Annotated in this window: 18 protein-coding genes and 1 pseudogene; 5 read left to right on the top strand and 14 right to left on the bottom strand. The window is 71.9% G+C overall.

The window, feature by feature from the left end; all coding sequences use genetic code 11:
- Positions 1 to 36 precede the first annotated feature (36 nt).
- From AB0H52_RS10480 to AB0H52_RS10460, 5 genes are all read right to left on the bottom strand, one after another.
- Entirely contained in the window at positions 37 to 2,274 is a 2,238-nt protein-coding gene (locus tag AB0H52_RS10480) for a bifunctional glycosyltransferase family 2 protein/CDP-glycerol:glycerophosphate glycerophosphotransferase (protein WP_357946529.1), read from the bottom strand.
- A gap of 15 nt (positions 2,275 to 2,289) precedes the next feature.
- Positions 2,290 to 4,317, bottom strand: coding sequence for a DUF5941 domain-containing protein (locus AB0H52_RS10475; RefSeq protein WP_357946651.1), 2,028 nt, complete (start codon positions 4,315 to 4,317; stop codon positions 2,290 to 2,292).
- A gap of 11 nt (positions 4,318 to 4,328) precedes the next feature.
- Complete coding sequence (locus AB0H52_RS10470) at positions 4,329 to 5,075, bottom strand: ABC transporter ATP-binding protein (protein ID WP_357946526.1); 747 nt, start codon at positions 5,073 to 5,075, stop codon at positions 4,329 to 4,331.
- Positions 5,075 to 5,902, bottom strand: a complete 828-nt coding sequence (locus AB0H52_RS10465) for an ABC transporter permease (protein WP_357946523.1) — start codon at positions 5,900 to 5,902, stop codon at positions 5,075 to 5,077. Before AB0H52_RS10465 ends, AB0H52_RS10470 begins: the two co-directional genes overlap by 1 nt.
- Positions 5,903 to 5,974: 72 nt before the next feature.
- On the bottom strand, positions 5,975 to 7,345 hold the full coding sequence (locus AB0H52_RS10460) for an L-serine ammonia-lyase (RefSeq protein ID WP_357946520.1): 1,371 nt from the start codon (positions 7,343 to 7,345) through the stop codon (positions 5,975 to 5,977).
- 471 nt (positions 7,346 to 7,816) lie between these two features.
- On the opposite strand from AB0H52_RS10460, the gene AB0H52_RS10455 reads away from it, so the two are divergent.
- Positions 7,817 to 8,026, top strand: coding sequence for a PspC domain-containing protein (locus AB0H52_RS10455; RefSeq protein WP_007454856.1), 210 nt, complete (start codon positions 7,817 to 7,819; stop codon positions 8,024 to 8,026).
- 66 nt (positions 8,027 to 8,092) lie between these two features.
- On the opposite strand, the gene AB0H52_RS10450 is transcribed toward AB0H52_RS10455, so the two are convergent.
- From AB0H52_RS10450 to pdxH, 7 genes are all read right to left on the bottom strand, one after another.
- On the bottom strand, positions 8,093 to 8,863 hold the full coding sequence (locus AB0H52_RS10450; RefSeq protein WP_151487980.1) for a DUF4230 domain-containing protein: 771 nt from the start codon (positions 8,861 to 8,863) through the stop codon (positions 8,093 to 8,095).
- 99 nt (positions 8,864 to 8,962) lie between these two features.
- The gene (locus tag AB0H52_RS10445) at positions 8,963 to 10,123 is read right to left on the bottom strand and encodes an acyl-CoA dehydrogenase family protein (RefSeq protein ID WP_151487979.1); all 1,161 of its coding nucleotides are present in this window, start codon (positions 10,121 to 10,123) and stop codon (positions 8,963 to 8,965) included.
- A 34-nt stretch (positions 10,124 to 10,157) separates the two neighbouring features.
- Positions 10,158 to 10,463 (bottom strand): type II toxin-antitoxin system VapB family antitoxin, encoded by a 306-nt coding sequence (locus tag AB0H52_RS10440; RefSeq protein WP_278124939.1) that lies wholly within the window; start codon positions 10,461 to 10,463, stop codon positions 10,158 to 10,160.
- A gap of 188 nt (positions 10,464 to 10,651) precedes the next feature.
- A complete protein-coding gene (locus AB0H52_RS10435; protein ID WP_357946515.1) occupies positions 10,652 to 11,254 on the bottom strand; it encodes a nitroreductase family protein in 603 nt (200 codons plus the stop codon).
- Entirely contained in the window at positions 11,254 to 12,183 is a 930-nt protein-coding gene (locus AB0H52_RS10430; RefSeq protein ID WP_151487976.1) for an aldose 1-epimerase family protein, read from the bottom strand. The genes AB0H52_RS10435 and AB0H52_RS10430 overlap by 1 nt, the downstream gene beginning before the upstream one ends.
- 18 nt (positions 12,184 to 12,201) lie before the next feature.
- On the bottom strand, positions 12,202 to 13,500 hold the full coding sequence (locus tag AB0H52_RS10425) for an MFS transporter (RefSeq protein ID WP_151487975.1): 1,299 nt from the start codon (positions 13,498 to 13,500) through the stop codon (positions 12,202 to 12,204).
- Positions 13,497 to 14,126 carry a pyridoxamine 5'-phosphate oxidase gene (gene pdxH, locus AB0H52_RS10420; RefSeq protein WP_151488021.1) on the bottom strand — a complete coding sequence of 210 codons (630 nt, stop codon included), beginning with the start codon at positions 14,124 to 14,126 and terminating at the stop codon, positions 13,497 to 13,499. The genes AB0H52_RS10425 and pdxH overlap by 4 nt, the downstream gene beginning before the upstream one ends.
- A 282-nt stretch (positions 14,127 to 14,408) precedes the next feature.
- On the opposite strand from pdxH, the gene AB0H52_RS10415 reads away from it, so the two are divergent.
- The 3 genes from AB0H52_RS10415 (at position 14,409) to sepH (ending at position 18,104) form a co-directional block, all read left to right on the top strand.
- The gene (locus AB0H52_RS10415) at positions 14,409 to 15,515 is read left to right on the top strand and encodes a citrate synthase 2 (protein WP_030329620.1); all 1,107 of its coding nucleotides are present in this window, start codon (positions 14,409 to 14,411) and stop codon (positions 15,513 to 15,515) included.
- 193 nt (positions 15,516 to 15,708) lie between these two features.
- Positions 15,709 to 16,836: a phosphoserine transaminase gene (gene serC, locus AB0H52_RS10410; protein WP_151487974.1), complete on the top strand. Its 1,128-nt coding sequence runs from the start codon at positions 15,709 to 15,711 to the stop codon at positions 16,834 to 16,836.
- Between the two features lie 185 nt (positions 16,837 to 17,021).
- Positions 17,022 to 18,104 (top strand): septation protein SepH, encoded by a 1,083-nt coding sequence (gene sepH, locus AB0H52_RS10405; protein WP_151487973.1) that lies wholly within the window; start codon positions 17,022 to 17,024, stop codon positions 18,102 to 18,104.
- A gap of 162 nt (positions 18,105 to 18,266) precedes the next feature.
- On the opposite strand, the gene AB0H52_RS10400 is transcribed toward sepH, so the two are convergent.
- Entirely contained in the window at positions 18,267 to 19,082 is an 816-nt protein-coding gene (locus AB0H52_RS10400) for an alpha/beta hydrolase (protein ID WP_357946510.1), read from the bottom strand.
- Positions 19,083 to 19,097: 15 nt separating this feature from the next.
- Positions 19,098 to 19,763, bottom strand: coding sequence for a DUF4097 family beta strand repeat-containing protein (locus AB0H52_RS10395; protein ID WP_151487971.1), 666 nt, complete (start codon positions 19,761 to 19,763; stop codon positions 19,098 to 19,100).
- A gap of 192 nt (positions 19,764 to 19,955) precedes the next feature.
- Between AB0H52_RS10395 and AB0H52_RS10390 the strand changes: the two are divergent.
- Positions 19,956 to 20,201: pseudogene (locus AB0H52_RS10390) on the top strand (helix-turn-helix domain-containing protein); the annotation flags it as partial.
- Positions 20,202 to 20,299 lie beyond the last annotated feature (98 nt).

Raw genomic sequence — 20,299 nt, 5'->3', positions numbered from 1 at the left:
GGGTAAACGTCTCATGTTCCCCCTGTGACGCTGCCATTACGCGACAGGACGCGGCACGTCGCGATCAGCAGAGCACCTCCACTCGGCCGGCTCACCCAGGAACACCCGGCGCACCACCCGCTCCGCCGCACGCCCATCGTCCAGAGTGCAGAATCGGCCCCGGAAGTGCGCACGGGCCTTGGCCGCCGCATCCGAGCGCACCGCGTCGGTACGGAACAGGTCGAGCAGATCGGCGAACGTGGTGACCACCGCGCCCGGCGGTTCCGCCGTCACGTCGAAGTAGACACCGCGGGCCAGCCGGTACGCCTCCCAGTCCGGGGTGTAGAGCACGATCGGCCGATCCAGCACCGCATAGTCGAACATCGCCGAGGAGTAGTCGGTGATCAGCACGTCGGCGACCAGGTAGAGATCCTCCACCCGCTGGTGGCCGCTGACGTCGCGGACCCGTTCGCGGTCCACCGGCCGGCCGGGACGGCGATCCCGGTCGTGGAAGTAGTGGCTGCGCATCAGCAGGCGGCCCGCCTCCCCCAGCGCCTCGACGAGCCGGTCCGGATCGAACGGCGGCCGATAGCCGGGCAGGTGCTCGCGGTGCGTCGGGGCGTACAGCACCACCTGCTCGTCGGGGGCGAAGCCGAACTCGGCGCGCAGCCGGCGCACCTCGTCCGCCCCGGCGGTGACCAGCCGGTCGTTGCGCGGGTAGCCCACCTCCAGAGTGGTGTAGGTGGCCGGGTACGCCCGGTCCCACATCTGGGTGGAGAAGCTGTTCGAGCTGACGCTGTAGTCCCACCGGTCCACCCGGCGCAACAGCCCGGCGAAATCCATCCGGCCCGCACCGATCGGGTAGCGCTGCTGGTCGAGCCCCATCACCTTCACCGGCGTGCCGTGGTGGGTCTGCACGTGCACCTGCTCCGGCCGCTTGCGGACGAAGTCCGGGTAGTTCACGTTGTTGATCAGCCAGCGGGCGCGGGCCAACGCCCGGTAGTAGGCCGGGGTGCCGGCGACCACGTACTCCACCCCCGCCGGCACCTCGTCCACCCGGTCGCGGCGCACGATCCACACACCCCGGACGCCGGGGGCCAGCCGGCGGGCCACCTCGTAGATCGCCGCCGGATTGCAGGAGTACCCCCGAAACCAGTAGGCCGCGTACACCGCGAGCGTCGGGTCCACCGGCCGGCGCAGCTCCGCCCGGTAGTACTCGCGCAGCAGGCCGTCGCGGGTCAGTCGGGCACCGCGCCGGGCCACCGGACCGACCCGCCGTCGCGCGGTGCGGGCCTGCCGGCGGGCCGTGTCGCGGGCCCGGCTGGCGGCCCGCAACGCGCTGAACGTCCGCCACCGGCCGGTGGCGACGAGCCGGTGCTTGACCCCCTCCACCCCGTCCGGCACCGGGTAGCCGCCGGCCGGCAGCCAGCGCGCGTAGTCGGCGGTGATCTGCGCGAAGAACGCCGGCCGCAGCTCCGGCGCGATGCGCTGGCCGTTGCCGAGCACGGTCAGGTAGTGCCAGATCATCCGCTCGAAGACCGCCGGCCGCAGGGCGTCCGTCGCCGGCCCCCACTCATCCATCAGGTGGAACACCCGATGCCACTGCGGAAACACCTCGAAGTGCCGGTCGCCGCGGGTCCGGGTGATCGCGCCGGCGCGGCGCTGCCGGTAGTTGACACAGACCTGATCGAGTACGCCGATCCGTCGCGCCGCCATCAGCACCGGGTAGCTGAAGGAGACGTCCTCGTACCAGCCCGGCGCGAAGCGCAACCCCAGCTCGACGAGGAACTGTCGGCGGACCAGCCGATTCCAGGCCGTGTGCAGCAGCCGCATCGCCTCGGGCCGCTCCCGCAGCCCGAAGGTGGCCGCGCCGGGCGACTCCGGGAACACCTCGGCCATCGCGCTGCGGGTGACGGTGTCGTTCCAGTGCGTCCGGACGTGATCGACCAGCAGAACGTCCGGGCTGGTGGCGCGCAGCCGCTCGGCGACCGCCGGCAGACACTCCGGCGCCAGCCAGTCGTCGCCGTCGAGGAACCAGACGTACTCGCCGACGGCCCGATCCAGCCCGACGTTGCGGGCCGGACCGAGGCCGACGTTCTCCGGCAGCCGGACCGAGCGGACCCGCCGGTCACGGGCCGCGTACTCGTCGATGATCTCGCCGCTCGCGTCCGGCGAGCAGTCGTCGACGGCGATCACCTCAACGTCGGTCATCGGCTGACCGAGGATGGAGTCCAGGCACTCACGCAGGTACCCCTGCACCCGGAAGGCCGGCACCACGAAGCTGATCAGGGTCATCCGGCCGTCCCTCCGTCAGCGCGGCACGGCACCTCCCGCGCCCACCGGCGCGGCCGACGCCCGCGCGCCACGGGCCGGCCGGACGAACCAGGCCAGGACGACGCTCGCCACGAAAACCACGAGAAGGTACGCACCGAGTGTAGCCATGCCGATACGCACGATGCCGGCAATCGCCACGAGGGTCAGCACTACCGAACGCCCGTCCCAACCCAGGGTGGCCGCGTGCAGCGGCGGTGCCGTCTGCCGCTTCTCCAGCCGGGCCGTCAGGTCGTAGTGGTGCACGGTGAGCACGAAGACGTACGCGAAGATCAGCCAACCCGGCGCACCACCGACCACCCCGACCGCGATCGCGAACAGGTACTCGGCGGCCCGCAGTGCGGCCGGCACGAGCCAGTCCAGCGGACCGTTGTGCGCGGCCCCGGCACCCAGGCCGCCGGCCAGGAGCACCAGCAGCGCCACCGGCACCGCCCACCGCAGCCCGTCGGGCGTGTCGCCCCACAGCGCCGTGACCAGCAGCACCGCCGGGCCGGGCGCGGCGATCACCGCCAGGGTGAGCGGCCCCATCGGGCGGACCACCGGCAGCCGGCGGGCCACCGGGCCGTCGTCGCGGTGCAGGGTGGCGTCGACCGTGTCCAGCACCGGCACCCACATCCAGCGGGCCCGCAACGTCCGCAGCGCCCCGGTGTACGCGAACGCCAGCGCACCCCAGACCAGCACCGCGATCAGGCTGACCAGCGGGTTGAACAGCGCCACGGTGAGCGCGATCAACGCCCACCGCTCACCGATCGGGAAGACCACGGTCCGCTTCAGCCAGTACGACAGCGAGCCGGTGTCCGCCTGCACCCGGGTCGACGCGGCGTTCAGCCGGTCACCGATCCCGCCGCTGGCACCCGCCGCCGCCCGTGGCCGGCGGGCCGCCTCGTCGTGCAGCACCCCGTACCAGGTGTCGGTCATGTGCCGCACGGTCTGCAACGTCATCGCGGCGATGGCGAGGGCCCAGCCGTTGCCCAGGCCGGCGTGGCTCACCCCGAAGCCCAGGCCGGCGTAGACCAGGTACTCCTTCGCCCGGTCGGCCATCGTGTCCAGCCAGCCACCCCAGGCGCTGAAGTGCCGGGTGTAGCGGGCCAGCTGGCCGTCCACGCAGTCGAGCACGAAGCCGAGGTAGAGCAGCACCGCGCCACCGACCAGCGCCAGCCGCCCACCGACCCCGAACAGCACCGCGGCGGCCAGCGCGAACAGCACCGAGATCACCGTCACCCCGGTCGGGGTGAGCCGAAGTCGGGCCGCCCACCGCACCACGTGCGGCGACCAGGTGCTGACGAAGTACGTGGTGAAGAAGTCGTCCTTCTCCTTCACCGCCAGCCGCAGCTCGGCCCGGTCCTCGTCGACCGAGGTCACCGCCGCCTCGGCGGCGACCAGTCCCGCGGCGTCCTCCACCCGGTGCGCCACGAGCAGGCGTACCCGCTGGGCGAAGATCAGGGTGCCGAGCGCCGCGAGGCCCGCGAAGAGCCGGTCCACGGCGGAGGAGGGATCGTCGTGGCCGGCGCCCCCGCCCGCCGGCAGCGGCGACACGTCGCCGGCCGGGCCGAGCGGTGCGGTGACGGGCCGCGCGCCGACGGCTGCGGCCCGGGCGGCGGCGGCGAGGTTCGGCAGGTCGTCCACGCCGACCCGCAGCGCGCCTCCGAACACGCCGGTGGCGTCGCCGTCGAGGTCGGTCAGCGGGCCGGCGTCGACCACCTGGCCGCGCTCCTCACGCACGGCCGTCCGGCCGGGCACCGGCGGGTCGGTCAGCACCAGCGCCACGGTCGGCCCCACCGGGCTGGTGGCGAGGTGCCGCAGGACGGCGGTGTGCGCCACCAGGTCGGTGCCGGTGACCAGCAGCGGACCGTCGGCGGCGTCGGCCAGCGCGGCCAGCTCGTCCAAAGTGGCGGCGAAGCGCACCTCGGCCGCCCCGGCCCGGCGTAGCTGGTCGGCGAGCCGGTCGGCCAACAGCTCACCGGTCGCGGTGCTGAGGCCCGCCGCGGGCGTCCCGGCGGCGAGCACGATCGCGAGCGTCACCGCGGAACCGCGGCGTGGTACGCGTCGAGCGCCTCGGCGATGGTGCCGTCGAGCGTCAACCGGCCCGCGTCGAGGTACAACCCCCGACGGCAGAACCGGGTCAGGTCCTTTTCGTTGTGTGACACCAGCACCAGCGTGCGCCCCTCCCCGAGCAGACGATCAATCGTCGCGTAACACTTCTTGCGGAACTCCGCGTCGCCGACCGCGGTCACCTCGTCCATCAGCAGGATCGGGTGCGGCAGGTGCGAGATGATCGCGAAGCCGAGCCGCACCTTCATCCCCGACGAGTAGTGCCGCACCGACGTGTCGATGGCCCGTTCCACCTGCTCACCGGCGAACTCGACGATCTCGTCGAAGTGCCGCTTCAGGTAGCGCGTGGACAGCCCGTGCAGCCCGCCGACCAGGTGCAGGTTCTCCCGCCCGGTCAGGTCGTTGGAGAAGCCGGCGGACAACTCCAGCAGCGGCGCCACGGCGCCGTGCACCCGGATGGCGCCTTCGTCCGGGATGAGCACCCCGGCGATGAGCCGCAGCAGGGTGCTCTTGCCGGTGCCGTTGCGGCCGATCACCCCGATGGTCTCGCCCGGCTCGACGGTGAACGACACGTCGCGCAGCGGCCAGAACTGGCCGGGCAGGGCACCGCGCCCACCCCGGTGGATGAACAGCTCCCGCAGTCGGAGTTGTCGGCGACGGTTACGGACGAACCGGATGCCCAGGCCGTCGGCCTCGATGATCGGCGCCGCCATCAGAGTTCCTTGAGCACGGCGGGCTCCAACCGGCGAAACGACCACCAGCCGGCGGCCAGCACCAGCAGGCTGCCGGCGACCGTCGTGGCGAGCAGCCGGGCGTCCGGAAACTCGTCCGGATACCAGATCGCATGGTGCAGCTGGAAGATCCCGACCAGCGGGTTCAGCTCGTAGACCAGCTTCAGCCAGCCGGGCAGGCCGGACTCCCGCACCAGGCTGAGCGGATAGATGATCGGTGTGGCGTAGAAGAGCACCCGGATGATCAGCCGCATGAACCGCTCCACGTCGCGCATCAGCACGTTCCACGCGGACAGCAGCAGGGCCAGCCCGACCAGCAGCACCGCCTGGACGGCCACCGCCAGCGGCAGGGCGAGCAGCGACCAGCCGGGATGGATCCGACCGTGCGCCGCGTAGATCACCGCGATGGCGATCAGGATCGGCAGGCCCGCCGCGTACTCGGCGAACCGGCCGGTGACCCGGCCGATCGGGAAGACCTGACGCGGCACGTTCATCGTGGTGATCAGCCGGGATTGGCCGGTCAGCGCGTTGGTCGCCTCACTCAGCGCCGAACTGGTCCACATCCAGGCGAAGATGCCGGTGATCAGGAACAGCGGGTACGACCCGGCCGCCTCGCCGAGGTGCCGGCCGGTGTCGGTGGAGTAGAGCACGCCGAAGACGAACCAGTAGATGGCGCCCATGCCGAGCGGCTCGATCAGCGACCAGAAGTAGCCGAGCACCGACTGCTGGTACTTCACCGCCAGGTCCCGCCGGACCAGGATGCGCAGCGAGTTGCGGTGCGACCACAACGCCGCGACGCCAGAGGTCACCGCGAGCCTCCCGCCTCCCGAAACGGACGACAGGTTAGCAGTCGGTGAACGAATGCCCCGAATCGACCGGACTCAGCACTCGATCACATTGACGGCCAGACCGCCACGCGCCGTCTCCTTGTACTTGACCTTCATGTCGGCGCCCGTCTCCCGCATGGTCTTGATGACCTTGTCGAGCGACACCGCGTGCACACCGTCGCCGCGCAGCGCCAGCCGAGTGGCTGTGATCGCCTTGATGCTAGCCACCGCGTTCCGCTCGATGCAGGGGATCTGCACCAGGCCACCCACCGGGTCACAGGTCAACCCGAGGTTGTGCTCCATCCCGATCTCGGCCGCGTTCTCCACCTGCTCCGGGGTGCCACCGAGCGCCTCGGCCAGCCCCGCCGCCGCCATCGAGCACGCCGAGCCGACCTCACCCTGACAGCCGACCTCCGCGCCGGAGATCGACGCGTTCTCCTTGAACAGCACACCGATCGCCCCGGCCGCCAGCAGGAACCGCACCACGCCGTCGTCATCGGCCTTGTCGATGAAGCGGCTGTAGTAGTGCAGCACCGCCGGAATGATCCCCGCCGCGCCGTTGGTCGGCGCGGTGACCACCCGGCCGCCCGCGGCGTTCTCCTCGTTCACCGCGAGCGCGAACAGCGTCACCCAGTCCATGGCGTGCAGCGGATCGGCGGTCCCGGCGTCCGCCTCCAGGCCGCGCCGCAGCTCCGCCGCGCGCCGCCGGACCTTCAACCCACCAGGGAGTACGCCGTCCCGCTCGCAGCCACGCTCCACGCACTCCCGCATCACCCGCCAGATCTCCAGCAGGCCCGCCCGGATCTCCGCCTCGCTGCGCCAGGAACGCTCGTTGGCCAGCATCACTTCGCTGATCGACAGCCCGGTGGCGGTGGTCTGCTCCAACAGCTGCGCGCCGGTCAGGAACGGATACCGCACCCGGGTGCTGTCCGGCTTGATCCGGTCCGCGCCCGCCGCCGCCTCGTCCACCACGAAACCGCCGCCCACCGAATAGTAGGTGCGGCTGCGCAGCTCGACACCACCGTCGTCGTACGCCACGAACGTCATCCCGTTCGGGTGGTACGGCAGCGACCGGCGGCGGTGCAGCGTCAGGTCCCGGGCCGGATCAAAGTCGATCTCGTGTGCGTTCAGCAGACTGATCCGCCGCTCGGCGCGAATCCGCTCGACCCGAGGACCCACCGTGTCGGTGTCGACCGTCTCCGGTGCCTCGCCGGCCAGCCCCAGCAGCACCGCCCGATCGCTGCCGTGGCCGTGCCCGGTGGCGCCCAGCGAACCGAACAGCTCAGCCTGCACCCGCGCGGTGCCGGTGAGCAGCCCGTCGGCCTTGAGCCCCGCCACGAACGTACGGGCGGCCCGCATCGGCCCCACCGTGTGCGAACTGGACGGCCCGATGCCGACGCTGAAGAGGTCGAAAACACTGATCATGGCTGCGCTGCGCTTCCTTGCCGTCGTCCCGCCGTTGGGATCCGGCCCGGTCGTGGCCACCGATCAGGCGGCCCCGCTCATGACCGCCCGGGCGGGCGGCCGCTCGGCCACCCGGGGTGAGGGTGCCCGACCAGCGAGCCTACCCGCCCAGCTCACCCCGCCCACCCGGCAGCTCACCGCCCCACGCGCCCGCCACCACCCCGCCATCACAAGATCACACTCGATCCACGTTCCAGTTGCCTCCACCCACCTCCGAGGCCACTACATCCAGGATCGAGCACGATCTCCACGGCGGCGGGCGGCGGCGCGCGCCGGGCGGGCGTCCCGGGAGGCGTCAGCGAGGGGCAGCCCGGGTAAAGCACCTACGGGTCCACGGACCGCCGATCCTCCTCGGGACCGAGGGCGGAGTGGCTGCCCCTTTCTACCGTGGATTGCAGACGCGGCGCACCGCCGCAGAGTGGGAGTACGACGATGAGTCGCAAACTGGTCCGGCCCCGCCAGGGGCGCATGCTCGCCGGTGTCTGCGCCGGCCTCGGTCAGCGGTTCGGCATGTCCGCCGGGATGGTCCGGCTGCTGTTCCTGCTGTCGCTGCTGCTGCCCGGCACCCAGGTGATCGTCTACCTGATCCTCTGGATCCTGATGCCGAACGAGGACCGCTACCTCGCCTCCACCGGACACTGACCCACCACGCAAGCGCAACGCCCGCTCCGACGGTGGACGTCGGGGCGGGCGTTTCCGCGTACTCGGTCAGGGGGCCGTGTAGGTGACCGTGATCTGCTGGTAGCCGAGGGAGCGCAGCAGCCCCTCCAGCATCTTGCGGGTGTTCTCCTCGGCGCGGGCGGAGAGCCCGCTGTCCCGCGCGGCGGCGGTGATCCGTTCCTCGGCGAGCTGGTAGACCTGCTGCTGCCGGTTGGGGTCGTTGCCGACCAGGTCACCGAGCCGGTTGAGCAGGCCGCGCTGCTCGGCGAAGACGTAGCTCTTCTCCAGGTCGAGGTTGGTCTCGCCGAGCTGTGGCGCGGGCAGTTTGATCTCGACCGACTTGCCGTCCGCGGACTGGACGACGGCACCCTCACCGATCTTGGTGAAGTCGACGTACGCCTCGACGCTGCCGGCCCCGACGAACAGGGTGCGCTCGTTGAGCAGGAAGTCCGGAACGTTGCGCCGGTCGTTCTGCGTGTCGACCACGACCTGGAAGTTGCCCTCGGCGGCCACGTAGCGGCTGAGGTCCTGGATCGACTTCAGCAGCGGTGGCTGACTGCGGTCGGTCTGCTCCTTGGCGAACGGGTTGCGGAAGTCCGGTAGGAAGCCGGTCGCCTGAATGCCGAGCAGCACGACCACGGCCAGCGCGGCGGCGCCGAGCAGCACCAGCAGGCCGCGGGCCGCCCCACCGCCTCCGGAGCCGCCCGGTGTGTCGGTGGTTGGGTCGGGTGTCGCGGTTGACCGCTCCTTGAGATCGTCGCCGGTCGGGTAACCGGGGAACTCCTTCGTGGGCTCGTTGATGCCAGCGTCGCGGGCCATCACGCTCACCGTCCTCGTCAGACACGTCGTCTGTCAATGACGGTACGGCCCCCGTACGACAGCCGCGCGTCGAGCGGCCGGAAAGCACAAAACGGCAGGTCAGGCGAAGGCGGAGAGCCCGGTGAGTCGCTGCCCGACGACCAGCTGGTGGATTTCCGAGGTGCCCTCGTAGGTCAGCACGCTCTCCAGGTTGTTCGCGTGCCGCATCACCGGGTACTCACCGGAGACGCCGTTGGCGCCGAGGATGGTGCGGCACTGCCGGGCGATGGCCAGGGCCTCCCGCACGTTGTTCAGCTTGCCCACGCTGACCTGCTCGGGCCGGAGTCGGCCGGCGTCGGCGAGCCGGCCCAGGTGCAGCGCGAGCAGTTGCCCCTTGACCAGCTCGACGGCCATGTCGGCGAGCTTGGCCTGGGTGAGTTGGAACCCGGCGAGCGGGCGACCGAACTGGGTGCGGGTCGTGGCGTACGCCAGGGTGGTTTCCAGGCAGTCGCGGGCGGCGCCGACGGAGCCCCAGACGATGCCGTACCGGGCCTCGGTCAGGCAGCTCAGCGGGGCCTTGAGCCCGACGGCCTCGGGCAGTTGGGCGTCCGCCGGGAGCCGGACGTCGTCGAGCACGATCTCGCCGGTCACGGACGCGCGCAGCGACATCTTGCGGCGGATCTCGCGGGCCGTGACGCCGGGCGTCTGGATGGGTACGACGAAACCCCGCACGCCCTCGTCGGTGCGCGCCCAGATCACCGCGACATCGGCGATCGGCGCGTTGGTGATCCACATCTTGCCGCCGTTGAGCAGCCAGTCGTCGCCGTCGCGGCGTGCGCGGGTGGCCATCGAGGCGGGGTCGGAGCCGTGGTCCGGCTCGGTCAGGCCGAAACAGCCGATCGCCTCGCCGGTCGCCATCGACGGCAGCCAGCGCTGCTTCTGCTCCTCGCTGCCGTAGCGCCAGATGGCGTACATGGCCAGCGAGCCCTGCACGGAGACCAGCGAGCGGACGCCGGAGTCGCCGGCCTCCAGCTCCTGGCAGGCGAGCCCGTACGCGACGGCGGAGGCGCCGGCGCAGCCGTAGCCGGTGAGGTGCATGCCGAGCAGGCCGAGTTTGCCGAACTCGCGGGCCAGTTCGCGGGCCGGCACCTGGCCCTGCTCGTACCAGTCGGCGACGTGTGGGCGCACCCGGTCGTCGACGAGTTGGCGGACGACGTCGCGGATCTGCCGCTCTTCCTCGCTGAGCGACGGATCCAGGTCGAGCAGATCCAGGGCAGTCATCCCGTCACCTTAACGAAGCTTCAGGCAGCGCCGCTCACTCGATCGGCTCGGAGAGCACCAGCACCCGGGCGTGGATCTGGTTGCGCTGCTGCAGGGCGGCGCGCAACGCCCGGTGCAGCCCGTCCTCCAGGTAGAGCCCGCCGCTCCACTGCACGACGTGCGGGAAGAGGTCGCCGTAGAACGTGGAGTCCTCGGCGAGGAGCTTGTCGAGCGCCAACTCGCGCTTGGTGGTGATCAACTGGTCCAGACGCAGCGGGCGCGGAGGGATCTCCGCCCACTGCTTGAGCGTCAGATTGTGCTCCGGATAGGGACGCCCGTCCCGGACCGCTCTGAAGATCACGACGGCACGCTCCCCTCCCCGTGGCCGGGCCGACCGACGGCGCCGAGCCGGGCCGCGGCGGGCACCGCGCGGCGCGGCACCGATGACCGTGCCAGCCTAGCCGGCCGGTACACGTTGCGTTCTGCTCCCTGATGTCAGTTTCGCTACCGGTCGTCCGATCCTCAACTCCGACGAACGGGACGACCCGCTCAGCTCCACCGCCCGCGCCGTACGACCTCGTCCATTCCGCGACGCCCGCGGCGCAGAGACGGTGACCTATGGTCGGGTGCGCGGTAACCGATTGTGACGGCACCGATGGGTTGGTACTCCGCCGGAACGCCGAACGCGTCCCGGTAGGCCGCCAGCCGCTGCGCCGGGATGCCGAAGAAGCACGCTCCCAGGCCCTCGTCCACCGCGGTGAGCAACATCAGCAGCGCGGCGAAGCCGGTGTCGACATGCCAGTACGGCACCGGCCAGCGGTCGGTGGACCGGTCGGTCCAGCCCTTGTCCGGTTCCGCGTACCGCTGGAGGTAGGCCGACTCGTTGGCGTGCGGCACCACGATCAGCGGCGCCCGCCGCATCCCGGCCAGCCACCGCTCCCGGCCGCCTCCGTCCGGCGTGGTCGCGGCCCAGAACCGTTCCCGGTCGGCCGCCTCCTCCAGCACCAGGAAGCCCCAGCCCTGCGCGAACCCGGCCGACGGCGCGCGTACGGCATGGTCGAGGAGCCGGTCCACCACGTCGGGCGGGACGGGACGGTCCGGGTCGTAGTTGCGCACCATCCGCCGTCGGCGGACGACCTCGGCGAACTCCATCAGGCTCCGGGGCGGATGCCCCAGGCGCCCCGCCAGGTCGTGCCGGGCTTGAGCGTGAGCAGATCCTTGCCCGACCGGAACGCGTCCGGCGGGCAGGTCATCGGCTCGATCGCCACCGAGCGCCGGTGCCGCTCGCCGGTGAGGGCGTCACCGGTGAAGACCTGCCACCAGCCGAACTCGGCGTCCGCCCAGATGCGCACGCCGGCCGATCCGTCCGGCGCGGCCAGGCTCACCGAGGAACCGCCGTCGGCGTCGCGGATCACGTCGCCGAAGCAGAGGTCGAGCGTGGCGGCACCGATCCGGCGCGGGCTGGTCCAGTCGTACTCGGTGCCGGCGACCGGGGTCGCCCCCACCGGCAGCAGCCGACCGTCCACCAGCACACGGGTACGGGTGGGCAGTCGCATCACCAGGTCGTCCACGGCGACGCCCGGCAGCTGCAGGTACGGGTGCACGGAGAACCCGAACGGCGCCAGTTCGCCGCTGATGTTGGTCACCTCGTGCTCGGCGCGCAACCCGTCCGCGTCGACGCTCCACCGGCTGCGCAGCCGCAGCGGCCACTCGTAGCCGGGCTGCGGCGGCAGGTCGTAGCCGAGGGTCACCGCGTCCGCCGACTGCTCCAGCAGCTGCCACGGCACCCAGTTGACCAGCCCGTGGATGGCGACGTGCCGTTCCGGCTCGGTCAGCGGGAGCTGGTGCGTCCGCCCGCCGAACGGGTAGCGGCCGTCGCGGATCCGGTTCGGCCAGGGTGCCAGCACCTGCCCGGCACAGCCGGGGCAGACCTCGTCGGCCCGGTACCCGTCGAGCAGGTCGACGCCGTCGTGCCGGTACGTCCGCAGCCCGCCGCCCACCTCCACGATGACGGCCTCGTGGCCGGCGGCGGAGATGGTCCATTGGGCGCCGGAGAACGGGCGCTGGTCGGGGCTTTCCATGCCGGCGACCCTAACCGGTCACGTGCGGTCGTCGCTCGACGCGGTCGCGGCCCGGTAGCGCAGCAGCGCCGGGAACGCGACCGCGAGCACCACCACGAGCACCGCCGAGGCGAGACCACCGGCGACCCAGGCCACGCCACCGCCGAACCCGGCGGCCATGGTGCCCGCCCGCAGGTCGCCCAGGCGCGGGCCACCCGCCACCACCACCGTGTTGACGCCCTGCAGCCGGCCGCGCATCCGGTCCGGCGCGTACACCAGCAGCATGGACTGGCGCAGCACGGCGCTGACCAGGTCGGCGGCGCCGGCGACGGCGAGCAGCAGGACCATCAGCCAGAGCTGGTGGGCCAGCCCGGCGGCGGCGATCGCCAGACCCCAGGCCACCACTGCGACCACCAGGCCGAGGCCCTGCCGGCGCAGCCGACCGATCCAGCCGGAGGTCAGCCCGCCGATCATCGAGCCGATCGCGATGGCGCTGTAGAGCAGGCCGACCGCACCACCGCCGCCGAACCGCTCGTGGGCGATCTCCGGGAAGAGCGCCCTCGGCATGGCCAGGATCATCGCGATCAGGTCGACCCCGAAGGAGAGCAGCAGCACCGGCGTGGTGGCCAGGTACCGGAATCCGTCGATCACGCTGGCCAGGCCGGCGCGGTGGGCCTGACCGTCGGCGGTCGGCTCGGGCGGCAGCGCGGGCAGCCGCAGCGCGGCCCAGAGCATCGCGGTGAACAGCACCGCGTCCACCCCGTACGCGATCGGCAGCACCACCGTGGTGTCCGGCGAGGCGGAGAGGATCAGGCCGGCGGCGAGCGGGCCGGCGACCGAGGCCGCGGTGAACGTCGTGTAGTTCAGGGTGCTGGCGGCCGGGACCAGATCCTCCGGGACCAGTCGGGGCAGCATGGCGCTGCGGGCCGGCGAGGTGATCGCGAACGCCACCGACTGCACCGCCATCAACGCCAGCAGCAGCACCGGGCTGCCCACGTTGAGCAGCGCCTGGACCAGCAGCCCGAGGGTGGACGCCCAGAGCAGCACGGACCCGCCGAGCAGCACCGCACGGCGGTCGCGGGCGTCGGCGACCGCGCCACCCCAGAGCCCGAAGATCAGCAGGGGTAGGAACGCCGCGACGCCCAGCAGACCCACCCAGAACGAGTCCCGGGTCAGGGCGTACATCTCCACCGGGACCGCGACGGCGGTGAACTGGAAGCCGAACATCGCCACGGTGTTGCCGAGCCACAACCGCCGGTACGCCGGGACGCGCAGCGGACGGACGTCGATCGCCCAGCGGCGCGCTCCGCGCGGCCGGGCCTCCTGCACACCGGTCACGGGGCCAGCCGCTCGACGGTCCAGTCGCCCTCGTCGACGTGGCGGAAGCGGAGCCGGTCGTGCAGCCGGCTCGCCCGGCCCTGCCAGAACTCCACCGCGTCGGGCCGGACCCGCAGCCCGCCCCAGTGCGGCGGGGACGGGATGACGGCCTCGTCGGCGTACCGCTCGGCGGCCTCCCGGTAGCGCTGCTCCAGCGCGGCCCGGTCCGGCACGACCTGCGACTGGGGGCTGGCCCAGGCGCCGAGCTGGGAGCCGCGCGGACGGCTCGCGAAGTACGCGTCGGTCTCCGCGCGGTCGACCGGGGCGATCCGCCCGGTGACCACCACCTGCCGCTGCATCGGAAACCACGGGAAGATCAGGCTGGCGTACGGGTTGGCGCTCGCCTCGACACCCTTGCGGGAGAGGTGGTTGGTGAAGAACACGAAACCGTCCGGGTCGTACCCCTTCAGCAACACCGTCCGCCCACTCGGCCGGCCGGCCGCGTCGGCGGTGCCCACCACCATCGCGTTGGGTTCGGGTAGCCCGAAGGCCACCGCGTCGGCGAACCAGCGGTCGAACTGGGTGTGCCAGTCGGCGGCCAGGTCAGCTTCGGTCAGGCCCAGGTCCGCTGCGTACTCGTTACGCATGGCGGCCGGGGCGGGTGTGTCGCCCGTCACGTCCCCACTCCTTCTCGGCGGCCTCGCCGGCACCCTCCCGCGCTGACCAGCCCGCACCGCCCCAGTCTCACCGAGCCGCGCGGAGAATGCGCGTCCTGAGATGTCGTGTGCAGCACAGTCGCAGCGGGTCGCGTATCCGGTTACTGAGCGGGCAAGATGTTCCGAACACATCCCTGAGGGTCGCCTGAGGCGCTCGGCCGATCGGGCCGGATGAGCCGGACCGGGCGCACCGACCAGATCCAGGAGAATGACATGGCCGACTTCAAACCCGGACTGGAGGGCGTAGTCGCCTTCGAGACCGAGATCGCCGAACCTGACCGTGAGGGTGGCGCGCTGCGCTATCGCGGGGTCGACATCGAGGATCTGATCGGCCAGGTCTCGTTCGGCAACGTCTGGGCGCTGCTGGTCGACGGCCGGTTCGGGCCCGGCCTTCCGCCGGCGGAGCCCTTCCCGGTGCCGGTGCACTCCGGCGACATCCGGGTCGACGTGCAGTCGGCCGTCGCCATGCTGGCGCCGTACTGGGGTCTCAACCAGCTGCTGGACATCTCCGACGAGCAGGCCCGCGAGGACCTGGCCCGGGTGTCGGTGACCGCGCTCTCCTTCGTCGCCCAGTCCGCCCGCGGTCTCGGTCTGCCGGCGGTGCCGCAGAAGGAGATCGACAAGGCGCAGACGATCGTCGAGCGGTTCATGAAGCGCTGGCGGGGTGAGCCCGACCCGCGGCACGTCAAGGCCGTCGACGCGTACTTCATCTCGGCCGCCGAGCACGGCCTGAACGCCTCCACGTTCACCGCCCGCATCGTCGCCTCCACCGGGGCGGACGCGGCGGCCTGCATCTCGTCGGGCATCGGCGCCCTCTCCGGCCCGCTGCACGGCGGTGCCCCGTCCCGCGTGCTCAGCATGCTGGAGGCGGTGGAGCGCAGCGGCGACGCGGAGGGCTACGTCAAGGGTGTCCTGGACCGCGGCGAGCGTCTGATGGGCTTCGGTCACCGGGTCTACCGTGCCGAGGACCCGCGCGCCCGCGTGCTCCGGCGCACCGCCAAGGAGCTGGGCGCGCCGCGCTTCGAGATCGCCGAGGCGCTGGAGAAGGCGGCGCTGGCCGAGTTGCAGGCCCGCCGCCCGGACCGGGTGCTGGCCACCAACGTCGAGTTCTGGTCGGCCGTCGTGCTCGATTTCGCCGAGGTGCCGGCGCACATGTTCACCTCGATGTTCACCTGCGCCCGGATGGGCGGCTGGAGCGCGCACATCCTGGAGCAGAAGCGCCTGCAGCGGCTGGTCCGTCCGTCCGCCCGCTACGTCGGCCCGGAGACCCGCAAGCCGTCCGACGTCGAGGGCTGGGCCGCCATCCCGCACGGCGTCTGATCTGTCGGACCGGGTCCCTCCGGCACGCCTGGCGTGCCGGAGGGACCCGGTCGCGGATAACGCCGGTGGATGTGGCGAAGGACTCAGGTCCGCCCTCGGGGGCCCGGCTTACACCGATGGGTCCGGGTGCGAGGATGAGGGTCGGCAGTGTCGCCGGGCCCGCCCTCGCCCTTGCGGAAGGATCTTCAAGACCGTGGCTGACGCACCGACCATCCGGATTCCCGATGAGATCAAGCCCGCCGACGGACGTTTCGGCTGCGGCCCGTCCAAGGTCCGTCCCGCGGCGGTGTCCGCTCTCGCCGAGGTGGCCACGAGTTACCTGGGCACCTCGCACCGGCAGAAGACGGTCCGCGACCAGGTGGCCCGGCTGCGCTCCGGCATCGCCGAGTTCTTCTCGCTGCCCGAGGGCTACGAGGTCGTGATCGGCAACGGCGGCACCACCGCGTTCTGGGAGGTCGCCACCTTCGGTCTGATCCGCGACCGCGCCCAGTTCGCCAGCTTCGGCGAGTTCGGCGCCAAGTTCGCCACGTCGGTCTCCGACGCGCCGTTCCTGGGCGAGCCGACCGTCCGCAAGGCCGCCGCGGGCAGCGCGCCGACCCTGGTCGCCGAGTCCGGCGTGGACGCGTACGCGACCCCGCAGAACGAGACCTCGACCGGCGTCGCGGTGCCGATCAGCCGGGTGGCCGGCGCGGACGAGGGTGCGCTGCTGCTCGTCGACGCCACCTCGGGGGCAGGCGGCCTGGAGGTGAACGTCGGCGAGACCGACGTCTACTACTTCGCCCCGCAGAAGTGCTTCGGCTCCGACGGCGGGCTCTGGCTGGCGCTGATGTCGCCGGCCGCCCTGGACCGGGCCGCCGAGATCAAGGCGTCCGGCCGGTACATCCCGGCCTTCCTCGACCTGGTCACCGCGATCGACAACTCGCGCCTGGAGCAGACGTACAACACCCCGGCGCTGGCGACCATCTTCCTGGCCGCCGAGCAGACCGACTGGATGAACGCGCAGGGCGGTCTGGCCTGGGCGGCCAAGCGCACCGCGGAGAGCGCCGCGACGGTGTACGGCTGGGCGGAGCGGTCCACGGTGGCCACCCCGTTCGTCACCGACCCGGCACTGCGGTCCAACGTGGTCGCCACCATCGACTTCGCCGACGGGGTGGACGCCACCGCTATCGCGAAGGCGCTGCGCGCCAATGGGATCGTGGACACCGAGCCGTACCGCAAGCTCGGTCGCAACCAGCTGCGGGTGGCGCTGTTCCCGGCCGTCGAGCCGGCCGATGTCGAGGCGTTGACCGCGTCCATCGACTACGTGGTCGAGCGCCTCTGAGGTTCGTCACGGTGGGTGTCCGTCGGGGCCTCGACGGACACCCACCGTGATCATCGTTGCAGCTCAGTCGCGACATGCGGGGTGTCGCTTCCCCCACCCCGAGACAGATGCGCGTACGGTGGTCCGAGACGCCTGGGTGGCCGACTCGTGGCGTGCGGCCAACGAAGCGGGACGGAGGCAACGCTATGCGCCCAGTACGCTTCGTCGCCCTCTCCGAGGACGGCCATGCCCTGGTTCTCGCCGACGAGGTCGGGCGGCTGCTCGCCCTGCCTATCGACGACCGGATCGCCGGCGCGTTGCACCCCGAGCCCGGCGCGCCGCCGCTCCCGGTGGCACCGCCGTCGGCCGCTGACCCGATCCCGTCGCTGTCCCCTCGCGACATTCAGGCCCGGATCCGCTCCGGCGAGTCCGCCGAGGACGTCGCCCGGATCGCCGGCGTGCCCGTCGATCGGGTGCTGCGCTACGCGGGCCCGGTGCTCCAGGAGCGGGCGATGCTCGCCCAGCACGCCCGCCGCACCCGCCTCAAGGGCGCGGAGAAGCCCACCCCGCTCGCCGAGGTGGTCAACGGTCGGCTGAGCCAGCACGGCATCGACACCGAGAAGATCTCCTGGGACGCGTACCGGCGGGACGACGGCACCTGGCGGATCATCGCGACCTGGCCGTCCGGCAAGGCCACCGCGCAGGCGATCTGGGATCTCGACAAGACCCGGCAGGCGGTCACCCCGCACGACGACATGGCACAGTACCTGTGCGCCGAGCGGCCCACGCCGATTCTCGGCCAGGAGCCGGCGCCGGAGCGGGGTGGGCACGCCCTGCCCGGTCCGTCGCGCGGCGAGCCGAGCCGTGGCGGGCACGGGCTTCCGGCGGCGTCGGAGCACCCGCGACCCGGTCGCGACCCGATCCGCGCCGGCCGGGACGCGCTGCTCGCCTCCCTGGACCGCCCGCTCGGCGCCTCGTCGGGTCGCGGTCTGGAGCCGCGTACGCCGGCTGCCCTTGCCGGGTCGGACGCTCCCCGGCAGCGGCCGGTCGGCGGGGGCGCCGCGGCGCTGCTCGGCGGCGGCCAGGGTTCGGCCTTCGACGACGACTCGGACGCGCCCAAGGAGGTGCCGGCCGTGCCGTCGCTGGCGGTGCTGCGGCCCCGCCGCACCGGCACTGCGGCAGCAGCCGCCGGTGAATCCACCGATGCCAACGGCAAGCCGCGCAAGCGGCTGCCGAGCTGGGACGACGTGCTCTTCGGCAGTGGCCCCGCCGCGCGTGAGTCCTCCTGACGCTTCGCGTTGACGGGTGGCGGTTCGCCACCCGTCGGCGCGAGGCACGGCCAGCCCCTCCCCGCGATCTTGCACTTTCTGCCCCGGCACAACACATATTCGGGGCAGATCGACGACCCAATGTGCACGATCGCGGGCGACGGCAGCGGATGCTGGCCGAGGTCAGTCGCGGGCCTTGAGGACGGCGACCTCGCGGACGGCCTTGGCGACGGCCTCGAAGTCCTTCTTGAGGATCGCGCCGTGGTTGCTGGCGACCTTCGCGGCGATCTGGATGTGCGGGTTGCGGGCGGTCACCGCGTCGAGGCTGGCGCGGATCGTCTCCTGCTCGTCACCACGACTGCCGAGGGACGTTCCGGAGGCGACGACGTACCGCACCGGGACGGTGATGCTGTCCAGCACCGGGCCCAGCTCGCGTTCACGGGAGAGTTCGCCGAGTTCGATGTTGCTGTCCGCCATCTGTTCGGCGTTCATCCGTGGGGTCAGGCCGGTGGGGCGCAGCAGCGGCATGAACAGGTTCATCCGGCGGAACATCTTCCGGATCCGCTGCGCCATGGCCTCGTCGAGCCAGTCGTGCGGGAACGCGCCGTCGACCAGGACCGTGCCGATCGTCCGTTCCGGGTTGCGGTTGGCCCAGTGCGCCGCGACGACGGCGCCGTAGGACCAGCCCACCAGGACCGCCCGGTCCACGCCTCGGGCCGCGAGGACGGCGTGCACGTCCCGGACGGCGGCCTCGAAGGAGTAGTCCGCTGAGCGCTTCGATTTCCGGCCGCGCGCCCGCTCGTCGTAGGTGATGTGCCGCCACCCCGCTCCCAGTTCGGCGATGACCCGCCGCCAGTACCCCTGGGTGGCGAACTGGCCGTTGAGGTAGACCACCGGGGTGCCGGGGCCGCCGGTGTCGGTGACGGCCAGGGCCGTGTCGTCGACCGGCACCAGGCCGGTCCACGTCGTGCTGGTCGAGGACGCGCTGCTCTTGGTCATGTCCATCCGTCCTGTTCAGAGGCTGCGGGCGGTGATGTCGCCCTGGAGGGTGGTGGCGTGGAGGTCGAGTTCGACGGTGCCGTCGTTCTTGAGGCTGTTGCTGACCCGGCCGTGGCCGGTGTCGGCGTGTAGGGCGGCCGAGACGCCGACGGCGGCGGCGACCGTGATGTCACCGGACTGGGTGCGGAGCACGACCGTGCCGCGCCCGGCTTCGGCGATCCGGATGTCGCCCCGCGCGGTGCTGATCTCGGCGGGTCCGATGAGCCGGCCGATCTCGACGTCGCCGTCGATCGCGGTGAGGCGGACGCTCGCGGCCTCGTCGATCTTGATCTGCCGGTACGCGCCGTCGAAGGCGACGTCGCCGAGGCGTCCGACGCCGCGGAGTTCGGCGCTGGCCGTCCTGGCCTCCACGCGGGAGCCGGCGGGCAGCCGGACGGTGACCTCCAGGGATCCGGAGGGGCCGAGGAGCCGGTTCTCGGTGCCGGCGGTCGTGACCCGCAGGACGCCGTCGGCGTAAGTGACGGCGGTGCGCTCGGCGGCCTTCGTGTCGCGGCTCCGGCCGGGGTCGGTGGGCCGGACCTCGACGGTGGTGTCGGTGCGCTCCGCGGCGATGAACCGGATGCTCCCGGCGGGGATGTTCAGGACGGTCGAGATCGGGGCGGGGGTGTCGAACGTCTGCATCATGCTCTCCCATGTTCGTCGTTCAATCTTTCCAACACCGGAAACGCTACGTTGCGTTCAGACATCAGGCAATGCATTTGTTGCACTGGCTTCGCCTATTTGCAGCTCAGAGCGGTCAAATCATTGCAATGGCTTCACGCATAACGCAACAGCGAGTGCGGGGCGCGTTGCAATAGATTGCCGGTGAACGCTATGGTGACGGCTCGGGGCAACGCCGTGCAGGACCACGAGGAGAACGCGATGCCGGGAGGCAGGCTCACCCAGCAGGAACGCCAGCAGATCGCGTCAGGGCTGGCCGACAACCTCCCCTACGCGGAGATCGCCCGACGCCTCGACCGCCCCACCTCGACGATCACGCGTGAGGTGATGCGAAACGGTGGTCCCACCGCCTACCGTGCCGACCTGGCACACCGCGCCACTGAGGTGCGGGCACACCGGCGCAGCCCGTCCTCGTCCCGAACGGCCGAGTCGGCCCTCCAGCCGCACGGGCGCGACGCCCGGGCCGTGGCCGAGTACGAGGAGACGTTCACCACCGT

This window comes from Micromonospora sp. NPDC050695 (genome assembly GCF_040654415.1).
GTDB lineage: Bacteria > Actinomycetota > Actinomycetes > Mycobacteriales > Micromonosporaceae > Micromonospora.
Note: the sequence above shows the minus strand (reverse complement) of the source record. Positions and strands in the feature narration are given on the sequence as shown.